Source organism: Pseudohongiella spirulinae (assembly GCF_001444425.1).
Lineage (GTDB): Bacteria > Pseudomonadota > Gammaproteobacteria > Pseudomonadales > Pseudohongiellaceae > Pseudohongiella > Pseudohongiella spirulinae.
The window spans coordinates 3,193,103-3,206,194 of record NZ_CP013189.1 but is presented as its reverse complement, the minus strand read 5'-3'; the positions used below and the strand labels follow the sequence as shown (position 1 = coordinate 3,206,194).

Genomic DNA, 13,092 nt, shown 5'->3' with positions numbered 1-13,092 from the left:
GGCATTAATTGGATTTTTCCGGTCTTGTCAGGATGGCTGGCTTACTTATGACTGGCGAATAATTGCCATAAGTGACAGAATTAATGCCAATCTTGGCATTGGATGATATCAATGACTCTCATTGCAACGGACGTACAAACAGACCTGGCTGCCATGCTGGATGGTTTCGATGTGCCCGCCATCCTGGTCAGCGCGGATTATCAGATTCTGGCGACTAACCACCACTATCGCGACAGTTTCGGTGAAATCGATTATCGGCAGGCGCCGCGCTGCTACAGGGTTTCTCATGGATACGATGTTCCCTGCGACCAGGCTGGCGAGAGTTGCCCCTTGAATGCAGCCCGTGTATCCGGGGCCAAAGAACGCGTACTGCACATCCATCAGACGCCTCGCGGTCGCGAGCATGTTGATGTGGAGATGCTGCCTATCAAAGCAGCTGACGGCAGCCTAAAATATTTCGTCGAATTACTGAAACCGGTTCCCGTCGCCAGCGCAGAAATAAGCACAGCTGATATGGTGGGTAGCAGTCCGGCCTTTAATGCCATGTTGGAAAATATCACGCGGGTAGGACCGACTGACGCGTCTGTGCTGCTGCTGGGTGAGTCCGGGACAGGCAAGGAGCTGGCGGCCATGGCTATTCATCGCGCCAGCGCCCGCAGCCAGTCGGCCATGGTGACGCTGGAGTGCTCTGGTTTAACTGAAACCCTGTTCGAGAGTGAATTGTTCGGCCATGTGAAGGGTGCTTTTACAGGCGCCACGTTTAATTCGCCCGGCCTGGTTGAGGCGGCTGACGGTGGCACGCTGTTTCTGGATGAGATAGGAGATGTGCCGCTGGATATGCAGGTCAAACTGTTGCGCCTGATCGAAACCGGCACCTATCGTCCGGTTGGTAGTCGCGAAATAAAGCGGGCTGATTTCCGGTTGGTTTGTGCGACTCACAAAGATATTTTTCAGATGGTGTGCGACGGACGGTTCCGTCAGGATCTGTACTACCGGATCAATGTATTTCCCATCCACATGCCATCATTACATGAGCGCAGTGCCGATATACCGGTGCTGGCCAATTCCATACTGCGTAAGCTGGATGGAACTGGCCGATGTTTACTCACTGACTCGGCCATTAAAGTGCTGCAAAAGCATCGCTACGTCGGCAATATCCGCGAGCTGCGCAACATTCTGGCGCGCGCTCTGGTGCTGGCCAACACGCATGTGATTGATGGCAAAGTTGTTCGCAGCTGTCTGGCAGTTGATCGCCGCTCGGTTCCGGAGTCTGACGACCTTCCGGACCTGAAAACCAATGAGTCGCTATACCTGGATCGTGTGCTCACGGCCTGCCAGGGAGACAAAGAAAAAGCAGCGGCAATTGCCGGAATCAGCGTCCGTTCCCTGTATCGAAAGCTGGAAATGAATTGATGGACAATTTTATGGTTCAAAAGTCCGATAGACGCAATGTCTGCCCTGGTCGTGACGATTGAATCCGGGCAGGCTGCCAAACGTACCATCGTTGGTTGAGGTTTCAAAAACCCCGCACAAGCTGTACACATCAGCTCGTATTAACTGATACTCAAACGGTAAATCGGTTTGCGGGTCACGCCACTGAAGGCGTGGCAGGTGGTTACTGAGCTCCTGTAGTGAAACAGGCAGCCGTCCTTGCTGGTTGCGAAATGAGTGCAGGTGTTCGATGATGGCATTCAGGTGTTCAATGCGCTGCTGATCGTGGCGCGTCTTTACGTCTTCCGGGTCAGGCTCTGGCCAGACAGAAAGAGCCAGCAGGCTCATCACGCCAGCCAGCAGCAGGAATACAATGCCTGTCAGAATGCGTGAGATCATTAGCTTGCCTCGTTGATACAGGACAACTATAACATGAGCAGGTTCAGCAAAGTGCGTTATACGAGTCGACTTCGCGAGTTGCAGATTGAGCTGGTCAAGCTGCAGCGGCATTTTATCGAAAGCGATGACAAAATTCTGATTATTTTTGAGGGCCGTGATGCGGCAGGCAAAGACGGCGTCATCAAACGGATTACAGAGCATCTTAGTCCGCGTGAAACGCGTGTGGTGGCGCTGGGAAAACCCTCTAACCGTGAACAGAGCGCGTGGTACTTTCAGCGGTATACTGCGCATTTGCCGGTCGCCGGGGAGCTGGTGCTGTTCAATCGCAGTTGGTACAACCGGGCCGGCGTCGAGCGTGTCATGGGGTTCTGTACCGATGCTGAGTACGAAGAGTTTATGGGGTCAGTGGTCGAGTTTGAGGACATGCTGGTGCGATCAGGCCTGAAGATGCTGAAGTACTATCTGGATATCAGTCGTGATGAGCAGGAAATACGGCTTGCTGCGCGAAAAACAAACCCGCTCAAACAATGGAAGATCAGCCCCATTGATGCCCAGGCGCTTAAATACTGGGAGGCGTATTCTCAAGCGCGGGATGAGATGCTGAGTCGAACGCACACCGTGGCGTCACCATGGGCCATAGTGCATGCCAACGACAAGCGCCATACTCGAATCAATATCATCAATGATATTCTTACTCGACTGCGTTACCGGGGTAAAAGCGAATCGCTGCCGATACCGGACACCCGCTATATCATGCCCTATCAACTTGATGAGCCCGCCAGCAACCGGCTGGCACCCTGACCGAACGGGAAGTCATGCACTTCAGAGAAGCTCCGAGATTCGCCCCGCCAGTTCAATATCTTTATGGGTCACGCCGCCCGCGTCATGCGTTTGCAACTGTATTCGCACGGTGTTGTAGACGTTGGACCACTCAGGATGGTGATTCAATTTCTTCTGGATCAAGAATCTTGCTCATGTCCGCCTCCTGTTTGTTGGCAGGCTTGGGTCATTCATTGGAATAGCACCACCCGGCGCTGTGTTCGACTGTAATCCGCCCATTAACTTTAATCCATCTTTATTAATGTCAAAAAAATCAGCAATAGACAAAACCGTCAACTATACTTTTTCTACCTGAACGCAAACATACAAGGAGTCGTGAAGTGCGTGTTTTATCTGATAGTGAAGTTGATTTTGTTTCTGGAGGAATCACTGTGCCTTCGAATGTGGCACTGCGGTCAAATCCGGATTATCCGGCACCGACCATTGATATTGGATGCGCTGAGGTCGCGTTTGCCGCATCCATGGTTGTGTCGGCAGCCAGTCTTTTTGGAGGCGCCCCCGGCAGGATAGCTGGCGGAGTATTCGGCATGGTGGCTGCACGGGCTTCCTACTGTGCAAGTCAGGGTTCATAGAAGTATGGTTGTGCTGCAAAGATATTTTCAGCTTTCCGGCTTAGGCCGGAAAGTTGCCGTGTCTGAGAGCCACCACATTGTGTTTTTGATAGCGGCCCTTAGCTGTTTGATACTGAGTTTTCTGAGCGCTATGGTGATCAGTCAGTCCGATTCGGCCGCAACCATCCTATACTTACGTATATCAATTCTGGCGTTATTGTTGACGCCACAATTCTACGTGGATTTCGTCGGAACGAGCGATGATGTCCCTGATACGGTTCGTCTATCCAAAGCAGGGTGGTTACTGGATCTGATGCAGGCAGGTGTACTTTTACTTGCGATATCTATGGTGTTTCCATGAGCAGACGGAAACCCACGTCAACCGCTGGTTTGGTGCTTTCCTGAGCGGAACGCACCCAGAAAGTGATGTTTTGCTGATGGCTGCGCCAGGATCCGCCCCTTACCACACCGATGCGGCAGGTCGTCAGTTGCCGACCGCCGCGATTACGTTGTAGCACCTCGTCCTGACCGTGGTAACAGCCAATGGTCCATTCGGCCACATTGCCGTGCATGTCGTAGAGTCCGAAGGCATTGGGCGCAAATTGACCGCTGGGTAAGCTGGCGTCACTGTCTGAATGAGTGCTGCAATCCAGGCAGTGTGCGGCGTCAGGGTCCGGCTGGTTGCCCCAGCTGTATTGCGCGCCAAAACCCATGCCGGCGCGAGCGGCATATTCCCATTCCTCTTCGGTGGGCAGGCGGAAGGTGCGACCGGTTTTATTACTTAGCCAGATGGCATATTCCATCGCCTCAAACCAGCTGATTTCGGTGACAGGGAACATGGCCAGGTCGCCGGTATTCTTGAATAACACGCTGCTCATGGCGGCAGGGCTGGCCCGGTCAGCCAGGAAATGCTCGAACTCAGCGTAACGAATCTCATACTGCGTCATGGCAAAGCCCTCAACGCATACTTCACCGGGCAGAATGCCGCGGTCATTCATCAGCATGGTGCCGGTTTCAACGCATCCGGCTGGTATTTCAACCAGGGGAGGTATCAGCTCGGGATTGTCGACATAAACACCGGGTAATTGATCTGCAATGGCGATGCCGAACACAGACACGGAGAGTGCGCAGGTCAGAATCCGGTTATATGTCTTGAATGTTTTAAGCATCGACTTCAAGGTGGCCAGGCGCTAGTGTCATGAACGTGAGTGTGCAGTTTAAACACCTATCCCCGAACAGGCCAGCAAGTTAGCCCCAGCAGACAGGCAATCAGTCGATATATGGAAGCGGTGCTTGTTGCGGTGACTTGACTGGGTTACTGTTTACACCACCCCGATGAGCCAGATGGACTCCGCTATGAAAACTGATTTCCGTTGTCTGATGACCCTGCTGACTTTGTCAGCCATGCTGATTGCCTGTTCGGACGCCCCCGGCGAACCTGATACCGCCAATACGGCAGACTCCGCGATTCGCGTAGATCTGGCAGAACAGCCGGCCAGCCAGGCTGCACAGCGGTCTCAAGACGCATCGGAAGCGGCTTCTACTCTGGAGACGGAGATACTGCTGGGTAGTGCAGTGAAGCGCCTTTGCTCCTCAGTTCTGGTAAGCGGGCGCACGCAACAGCATGTTATGGAAAACGAACTGAATAATCCGGCACTGGCGCAGGTGACGTTTACCTTTGACAATGACCTGGTGACCGCTATCGGTGGCGACCAGAGTGTCAGTGCCCTTTACCGCGACCAGATTGGCTGTACTCTGCTGAAGAATACCTCAGCAGATGTTCTGCGTGCGCAATTCAACCCGGATTTATTCCCTGCAAGGCCGGTTCTGCCCGATGCGGAGTGGCCGCTGGGTAATCAGGTCACATTGCCTGACAGTATTCCCGGCGTTGACCTGCAGGCCATCAATCAAGCGGTGGATCTGGCTTTTGAGGACATGGAGCCTGACCAGAACATCGACACCCGCGCGGTGTTGGTTATTCACAAAGGTCGCATCATCGCCGAAAAGTATGCGGAACCTTTTCACGCGGATATGCCGCAGCTCGGCTGGTCAATGACTAAAACAGTCACAGCTGCGCTAACAGGCATTCTTGCCGGCGATGGCCTGGCGCATATTGATATGCCCGCCAACGTGGCGGAATGGCGGGCAAACGGGGATGAGCGGCGCGCTATTACCCTGGAACAGTTGCTACGCATGTCCAGTGGTCTGCAATATTCTGAGGTATACACCGCGGGTTCCATGTCCGATGTCATTTTGATGCTCTATACAACCGGGGACACGGCAGGCTTCAGTATTGACAAGCCTCTGGAGTACGACCCAGGTAGCACGTTTTATTATTCCAGTGGTACAACCAACATAATCTCCCGTCTTAACAGACAATTGTTCAATAACTTCCAGTCTTATTTTAATTTTCCACAAGAGCGACTGTTTGGCAAACTTGGAATGAATTCCGCTGTTATGGAAGCGGATGCAAGCGGCACATTTGTTGGTTCGTCTTACATGTATGCGACACCGCGCGACTGGGCGAAGATTGGATTATTGTTCATGCAGGATGGAGTCTGGAACGGTGAGCGTATTCTGCCTGAGGGTTGGGTCGAGTACAGTTTGACGCCTGCCGGCTCGGCGACGCGCGGACAGTATGGCATGCAGATCTGGCTGAATGCTGGTGCAGCCGGCAACTCCCAGGACAGACCGCTGCCCAATCTGCCGACCAACGCATACTACCTGTCGGGGTTCGAAGGGCAGAATATCGTGATGCTGCCAGATCAGGAGTTAATCGTATTGCGAATGGGTGTTACCACGCGCGGACCCCGACCGATCTGGGCTTTGACTGAAGCGGTCATGAATGCGGTGTCAGATTAGTGTTTGCGCTGGCAGCGTGCAGCATAAAAGTCTGCCGGAAATAGTCAGGGTCTTTGATCAACACACCGGCCTTGTTCTGATGTTGGCTGGCGTATTGCTGGCGTGAGACCCAAAAGCGAAGAGCGGCCAGTTGTAACACATAAGGCCAGGCTGATTTTTCTTCCTCGGTGAATGGGCGTAATGTCGCGTATGCCTGCAGCAGTGCGTCAATCCTTTGAGGATCCAGTGAGAGTTTGTCCTCTCCGGGTAATGAAACACACCAGTCATTCACACAGATCGCCAGGTCCATTAGCATCCAGCCGGTGGCGGCGTTGTAAAAATCGATCACGCCAGTGACCTTATCCTCCGTCATCATGGCATTATCCCTGAACAAATCTCCGTGAATGATGGCTTCTGGTAACCGGGGCGTTGTTTTGTACCAGTCACACAGTTGCTTCAGGGCAGGGATCAACCACACGGCATCATCTTGCCACTGCTTATTCAACATGAGCTGTGCGCTTTTTAATACCCAATCAGGTCCGCGGTCATTGTGGCGTTGCAGTCTGCCGGTGCAGCTTGCCTTGTGAAGAGCGGCCAGAAATTCGCCTAATGCGGCACATTGTCCGATTGTGGGTTGGTCCGGGTGCTTTCCACTCAGTCGAGGTTGCAATAGCGCTGGCCGGTCTTTCAGAGTGTGAAGAGCCAGGCCGGTTCGGTCTGCGATTGAGTAAGGCACTGGCAGGTCCGACTTGTGCAGACAGGCAAGTAGCTCGATGAAAAATGGCAGCTCATTGACCGGGCCGCGCTCAACCAGAGTCAAAACCAGCGAGTGATGCTGGCCTTCTGAGTCGCGGGTATCAACAAAGTAATTGGTGTTCTCGCTGCCACCATCAATGCCCGAATAACGTATCAGCTCTCCCACATTAAACGGGATAAGGAATTCTTTGATATCACTTTCGTGCAGGGGTGTAAAAACTGACATTTAAACATCGGCTGAGACGGGATTCATGCACTATCGTACACAAACGCGCCAGCCAATGGCAGTATGCACAGACAAAAAAAACCCGGCACCAGGGCCGGGTTTCAAGGAGATGCCTTACCTTACATCAGAAGCCGTAGCGGAAACCCACTTCCACCGAGCGCTCAGGTCCTGCATAGATACCCTGACGCAGCCCGGCAATATAATCTTTGTCAGTCAGATTCTTTACGGCGCCAAAGACCGAGAAATCGTCCTGTACACGATACTGAGCCGTCAGATCCAGGACTGTATAGGATGGCAGCAGGCCTCCCCAGATACCGCCACCTGCACCAGTTGGCAGATCACGCTGATTGCTTGGGTCACCGTATTGCTCGCCACGGTGGTGTGCGCTTAGTGCCGCCTGCAGCCGGTCGGTGCTGTAGTTAAGCGATACATTTGCCATAAACTCAGGGGCGTAGGGCAGGCGGTTGCCGTCAAAAGCGCCGGTTGTGAATTTAGACGTCGGTACCCAGGTGGCGTTGCTGTCTACGCTGAAACCTGCACCAAAATCATAGGCCAGAGCGAACTCCATACCGCGATGTTCAGTTTTTCCGGCGTTGGACTGTGACAGGTTCGGATCGCTGTTGCCAGTGACTACCTGATTGCTGAAATCCATGATGAATGCGGCGACTTCGTAAGACAGGGGGCCTTCACTGCCACGAATCCCGGCTTCGTAATTGGTAGAGCGTTCGCCGTCCAGATTCTGGTCGGTCAGCCCGTCCAGTGCTACGCCATTGGATGCCGGCGAGAACGCGCGATACACACCGCCGTAAATCTGCGCGGATTCGGTGACTTCATAAGTGATACCTACGCCGGGCAAGTACTCAGTGTTGCTGGTTTTCGCCGTGGCATTGTTCTGCGTCAGGATGAGCTGTTTTTGCTCATAGTCTTCGACACGCAGGCCGGGAGTGACGGCTAATTGATCGCTAAACTCAATGCGCGTCTGCACATAGGCGGCCACACTGTCGGCTGAGTCGATACGGTGACGGTCGTTAACACCGGTACGATCCTGTTGACGCGTCGCCCGGATACGGGTGTCGTTGGATTCTTCGCTCATTACGCGGAATCCGACTTCGGTATTCGCCATCATGCCGCCGAGTTCGTGAGACAAAGACAATCGTGTCTCCGCGCCAACGCGTTCAAAGCTCCGGTTGTTGCCTGTCAACGCGTCAGTGTATACCCAGCGACCAGCAGCGTTGGAGGCGGTGGTATTGGTGTTGTAACGCCAGTAGTCACGGCTCACATCACTCCAGTAAACCAGTGTTTTTAGCGTGGCTGAGTCATTGATGATCCATTCGTGATTCAGATCTGCCGCTACACGATCCTGAAGATACCAATCATCGGGTGCCGGGTTATATCGCTCACCGGCGCGGTAGTCGTCCAGCAACAGGCCGCGGTAAGAGATATTGGCATCGTTCTGATAGTAGGAGAATTTCACGCCCAACAGTTGGTTGTTGCCAATGGCTGTGCCGGCTTTGAACATGACATCCGACATCTCATAGCCTTTGTCCATAAAACCGTCACTTTCAGCATAGCTGGCCACGACGCCCGCATACGCTTCGCCGGAGGTACTGCGGCCACCTGCTTCGACATTGACCTCGCGCATATTAAATGAGCCAACACGGCCGGACAGCTTCACGCCGTCATCCGGTGTCTTGGTAATGTAGTTCACCACGCCACCGATAGTTGACGGGCCGTAACGCAGAGAGGCAGATCCTTTCAGAACTTCAACGGTGTCGACGCGCTGAATGCGTGGATTGAAGTATCGGTCATTGCCAATAAACAGTCCCGGCGCAACCGGCACGCCGTCTTCCAGCAGCAGTGACTTGGACTCGCTGGCCGACAGTCCGCGCAAGCCGAAGTTGGCGACAATGGAAGTCTCCTCCTCACCTTTGATATTGATACCAGGAATGCGACGCAAAACATCTTCAGTCGACAGAGGCTGCACGGCTTCGATCTGAGCGCGGCTGATCAGATTAACCGTGCCGGTCTCAATGTAGGAGTGGCCTTGCTGATTGCCCGTAATACGGATGACTTCAATGCCCGGGGCGGCCTGGCGGCGCTCGGCGTCCGGGTTGCTGGCTTGACCCTGCTGGCCAAAAGCCGTCAGTGGCAGCGCAGATAAAGCAACGGCCATGGCGAGTCTGGTAATTGTGAAAGGTGTTCTGACTGACATTCTCGTCCCCTGATAAAACAATAAAAAATGGATCTTTCTCGATGGGGCGAGATATTAGATGCAAATGATAACGATTGTCAATTGTGTTATCACTTTTTATAACGATTGAGTAGACATTGATTAACGCCTGCCCGCATGCCTGCCTGGCAGGGATTAGTTACTCATACTGAGCCTCGTGAGCCATCAGAACCTCCCGGATACTGGAAGCCCAGATGTCATATCCTTTTTCATTCAGATGCAGATCGTCAGCCACAAAAATGTCAGTCATGACCTTGCCGTTAGCATCCAGAAACGGAGTGGCCACGTCTATCAGATGAATACGTGGGTCGCTGGCCGCCAGGGCACGGTAGCGCTGGTTCAGTTCAGAGGCCACTTGCCAGTGGGCGACACGCGCAACACTGGGTTTTACTGTGAGCAGATAAATACGCGCTTGCGGCAGTCGCGCGTGAATGCGCTCTATGCCTTGGCGAACGTGCGTCATGATGGTGTCATTGGGTATGAAGTTGCGCCCGGTGTCATTATCGCCTTCGTAAATCAGCACGGCACGTGGTTCATACTTCAGCACAATCCGATCCAGATAATGCAGCAGGTCATTCATCACGCTGCCACCGAAGCCGCGGGGTATGACGGTCAGCGGTGCCAGATCCGCCGGGGCGTCCTCATTCCAGAACATGATGCTGGAGCTGCCGGTAAGCACAATGGCACCTTTGGGTGGCGGGTTGTTGCGGTCAGCTTCTTCAAAGCGTTCAATGGCTGCCTCGAAACGAGTCGGATCTGGCAAGTCCTGTGCCGTGATGGGCAAGGCAATAAACAGGGTTAAAGACAGGCTGGAAAGCAAAGCGGTGAGTTGTCGCACGGTGATGTCCTCTCATGGAGTTATTGTTATGTCGCCGAGATTAACAGAAGCCCGGCCTGTTTGATAAGTTGTTGATGGTCAGGCTGGTTTGCTATGCAGTCGGCCACGTGCCAGAGAAAATGCAATGCCCGGCAGGCAGATCAGCCCGGCAATCGCAAAGCTCAGATCAATCGCCCGCGCCAGTTGCGGAATGCTGTCTGCACTGATCAGCGTGTTGCCCATGACCAGGCCCACTACCAGGGTCACCAGCACCATGCTGTTAAGCTGGCCGATCAGGCGTGTAGTGGCTACAGCTCCTGAAGCGCTGCCAAAGTGTTTCGCTTCAACCGAACCCATAATGGCATTCACGTTAGGTGAGGAAAACAGTGCAAAACCGCCGCCGGTCATCAGCAGAGCAATAGCAACATACATGAGGCTGCTGTCCGGATGCAGGTTTGCCAGCACAAACAGCCCGCCTGCCGTCACCGCCATGCCTGCTGAGGCCAGCCAGCGCGGTTCCAGCCGATCAGACAGACGCCCCATGATGGGTGAGCCCAGGGCCATGACCGCAGGCTGAATCATCATGATCATGCCCGCGCTGCTGGCGCTGAGACCTTTAACGGACTGCAGGTACAGGCTCAACAACACCACATTGGCATAGGTGGCGCTATACATCATTAACGATGCAGCGGCAGAGAGCGTGAAGGTCCGGTTGCCAAAGAATAATTTAACGTCCCAAAGCGGGTGCAGGGTTGTTCGTGCATGACGAATAAACAGGGTAATGCTGACGGCACTGGCGAGCAGCAGCAAGTAACTGTCCGTGTTTGGCAGCCGGGACACGCCCAGGCAGAACAGCAATATGCTGATGATCCAGCCAACGGCGCCGCGCAGATCAAAGGGAATACTTTTCTCACCGCGCCACTCATCGTGCACAAAGAATACGCCCATGATCAATACCATCGCCGCCAGAGGCACATGCATAAGAAAGGCTGCCCGCCAGCCGACACTGTCTATCACCAGGCCGCCCAGCAGCGGGCCCGCGGACAGTCCTATGTAGATGGAGCCGGTTACCAGGCCAATATATTTGCCGCGCTGATTGGCGGGAAACACCGAGCTGATAATGGCCATCTGTGTGGCATGCAGCATGGCCGCGCTGGCGCCCTGCAGAAAGCGGGCGGTCAACAGCATGACATCGCTTTGGGACAGCGACGCGATCAGCGACGTGACTATTACAGCGGCCGTGCCGACCAGAAAGACTCGCTTGCGCCCTATGTTGTCTGCCAGCCGTCCGAAAATCAGCACAAACATGGTACTGGCCATCAGGAAGGCCATGGGCACCCAGCTCAGGGCAATGGCAGTCAGTGACAATTCATTGGCAATTGTGGGCAGAGCCACATTGGCGGAGGATAGCATCAGCGGCACTGCAAAACTGTTCAGCAGCAGCATGGCCAGAATGATACGGGGATGTGTTTGTGCAGACAAAACGTGAATAGCCCTTGGGCGAATGTTGGGTGATTGTGCGCTGCAGGCTATGATAGCACCTTTAGTCAGTTGAAATCGGGATGAGGGAAGGCGAGATGAATACAACGAAATCCCACAAGAACGATGTGTTAAGGACCCCGGACGTCTGTTTCGACAAGCTGCCGGATTTCCCGTTTGCGCCGAATTATGGTGAGCTGCCAGGGTTTGAAGGGATCCGTGTGCACTACCTTGATGAAGGCAGTGTTGATAGTGATGACGTTGTATTGTGCCTGCACGGCCAGCCGACCTGGAGCTATCTGTACCGCAAGATGATCCCTGTGTTTGTGCAGCGCGGGCACCGAGTCCTGGTCCCGGACCTGATTGGTTTCGGACGTTCAGACAAGCCGGTGGACGAGTCTTTTTATACGTTCAGCCGTCATCGGGACATGCTGCTCAGCTTCATTCAGCATATCGTCCTTGCACAGCGTCCTCATGCCAGTATCACACTGGTGGTGCAGGATTGGGGCGGACTTCTGGGCCTCACCCTGCCGATGGCGTTCCCCGATTCCATTAATCGTCTGCTTATCATGAACACGGCGCTCGGCACCGGCGATGTGCCTCTGGGCCAAGGTTTTCTGGACTGGCGGGCCTATTCCAACAGTCGCCCGGATCTGGATATCGCTGCCCTGATGAAACGGGGAGAACCGACGCTGTCAGATTCGGAAGCCGCGGCTTATGCTGCCCCCTTTCCTGATCAGCGCTACAAAGCCGGGGTGCGGCGCTTTCCCAATCTGGTACCGGATCATCCGGATGCTGATGGAGCAGCCTTGTCCCGGCAGGCAAGGGAGTTTTTTGCCAATAAATGGCAGGGCGAAAGCTTCATGGCTATCGGTATGCGCGATCCGGTGCTGGGTGCTCCTGTCATGCAGCATTTGCGCAAATTGATCCGTGGTTGCCCTCCACCAATGGAAATCGCCGAGGCCGGACACTTTGTCCAGGAGCATGGCGAGCAGATTGCTCGCCAGGCGTTCAAGACCTCAGACATCTAAAAGGGCAGGAGAAAACATTGCAGATATATTCACTCAAGGATAAGCCAGAGCACCTGATGCAACTGGCAAAGTGGCACCACGCGGAATGGTCCTACCTGAACCCGGCACGCAGCTTTGAAGAACGGGTGACGGAGATGAAGGAGGATCTGCAAGGTAAGCCAATTCCGACAACCTATGTGGCTGAGGTAGATGGTCGGTTGCTGGGCTCTGCCACAATTCTGGCTGATGATATGAGTTCGCATCCGGAGCTGACGCCATGGCTGGCCAGTGTGTATGTAGATGACGCGCAGCGCGGCAAGGGCATCGGTTCGACGCTGGTGCGGCGGGTCATGCAGCACGCGCGGGAACACGGGGTAAAACGCCTGTATCTCTACACACCCGATCAGGAGCAGCTCTATGCCCGACTGGGCTGGTCGCTGCTCAGTCGGGAAAGCTACAATGGCACCATGGTGACAATTATGTCGATTGATTTTGATTGAGCTTTTTCAGCA

12 protein-coding genes are annotated in these 13,092 nt (G+C 54.1%); 5 read left to right on the top strand and 7 right to left on the bottom strand.

The annotated features are described in order from the left end of the window. Positions 1 to 111 precede the first annotated feature (111 nt). Entirely contained in the window at positions 112 to 1,413 is a 1,302-nt protein-coding gene (locus PS2015_RS14720; RefSeq protein ID WP_058022938.1) for a sigma-54 interaction domain-containing protein, read from the top strand. 9 nt (positions 1,414 to 1,422) lie between these two features. On the opposite strand, the gene PS2015_RS14715 is transcribed toward PS2015_RS14720, so the two are convergent. After that, positions 1,423 to 1,830, bottom strand: a complete 408-nt coding sequence (locus PS2015_RS14715; RefSeq protein ID WP_058022937.1) for a hypothetical protein — start codon at positions 1,828 to 1,830, stop codon at positions 1,423 to 1,425. A 33-nt stretch (positions 1,831 to 1,863) separates the two neighbouring features. Between PS2015_RS14715 and ppk2 the strand changes: the two genes are divergently transcribed. Next, positions 1,864 to 2,631, top strand: coding sequence for a polyphosphate kinase 2 (ppk2, locus tag PS2015_RS14710; RefSeq protein WP_058022936.1), 768 nt, complete (start codon positions 1,864 to 1,866; stop codon positions 2,629 to 2,631). A gap of 21 nt (positions 2,632 to 2,652) precedes the next feature. Here ppk2 and PS2015_RS15855 read toward each other — a convergent pair whose 3' ends face one another. Together PS2015_RS15855 and PS2015_RS14695 are read right to left on the bottom strand one after the other, a co-directional pair. Next, positions 2,653 to 2,778 carry a 4a-hydroxytetrahydrobiopterin dehydratase gene (locus PS2015_RS15855; RefSeq protein WP_257721219.1) on the bottom strand — a complete coding sequence of 42 codons (126 nt, stop codon included), beginning with the start codon at positions 2,776 to 2,778 and terminating at the stop codon, positions 2,653 to 2,655. A 787-nt stretch (positions 2,779 to 3,565) separates the two neighbouring features. After that, positions 3,566 to 4,390, bottom strand: a complete 825-nt coding sequence (locus PS2015_RS14695) for a formylglycine-generating enzyme family protein (protein WP_058022933.1) — start codon at positions 4,388 to 4,390, stop codon at positions 3,566 to 3,568. Positions 4,391 to 4,577: 187 nt separating this feature from the next. Here PS2015_RS14695 and PS2015_RS14690 point away from each other — a divergent pair, with 187 nt between their 5' ends. Beyond that, positions 4,578 to 6,083, top strand: coding sequence for a serine hydrolase domain-containing protein (locus tag PS2015_RS14690; protein WP_058022932.1), 1,506 nt, complete (start codon positions 4,578 to 4,580; stop codon positions 6,081 to 6,083). On the opposite strand, the gene PS2015_RS14685 is transcribed toward PS2015_RS14690, so the two are convergent. The 4 genes from PS2015_RS14685 to PS2015_RS14670 all read right to left on the bottom strand — a co-directional run bounded on the left by PS2015_RS14685 (position 6,061) and on the right by PS2015_RS14670 (position 11,573). Beyond that, positions 6,061 to 7,044: a homoserine kinase gene (locus PS2015_RS14685; RefSeq protein WP_058022931.1), complete on the bottom strand. Its 984-nt coding sequence runs from the start codon at positions 7,042 to 7,044 to the stop codon at positions 6,061 to 6,063. The two genes, PS2015_RS14690 and PS2015_RS14685, sit on opposite strands and share 23 nt — an antisense overlap. Before the next feature lie 124 nt (positions 7,045 to 7,168). Beyond that, on the bottom strand, positions 7,169 to 9,256 hold the full coding sequence (locus tag PS2015_RS14680) for a TonB-dependent receptor family protein (protein ID WP_058022930.1): 2,088 nt from the start codon (positions 9,254 to 9,256) through the stop codon (positions 7,169 to 7,171). Positions 9,257 to 9,413: 157 nt separating this feature from the next. Further along, complete coding sequence (locus PS2015_RS14675) at positions 9,414 to 10,112, bottom strand: GDSL-type esterase/lipase family protein (RefSeq protein WP_058022929.1); 699 nt, start codon at positions 10,110 to 10,112, stop codon at positions 9,414 to 9,416. A 78-nt stretch (positions 10,113 to 10,190) separates the two neighbouring features. Further along, positions 10,191 to 11,573 (bottom strand): MFS transporter, encoded by a 1,383-nt coding sequence (locus PS2015_RS14670; protein WP_058022928.1) that lies wholly within the window; start codon positions 11,571 to 11,573, stop codon positions 10,191 to 10,193. Between the two features lie 95 nt (positions 11,574 to 11,668). Between PS2015_RS14670 and PS2015_RS14665 the strand changes: the two genes are divergently transcribed. Both PS2015_RS14665 and PS2015_RS14660 read left to right on the top strand, forming a co-directional pair. Beyond that, a complete protein-coding gene (locus tag PS2015_RS14665; protein ID WP_058023421.1) occupies positions 11,669 to 12,601 on the top strand; it encodes a haloalkane dehalogenase in 933 nt (310 codons plus the stop codon). Positions 12,602 to 12,618: 17 nt separating this feature from the next. Beyond that, on the top strand, positions 12,619 to 13,080 hold the full coding sequence (locus tag PS2015_RS14660; RefSeq protein WP_237113344.1) for a GNAT family N-acetyltransferase: 462 nt from the start codon (positions 12,619 to 12,621) through the stop codon (positions 13,078 to 13,080). Positions 13,081 to 13,092 lie beyond the last annotated feature (12 nt).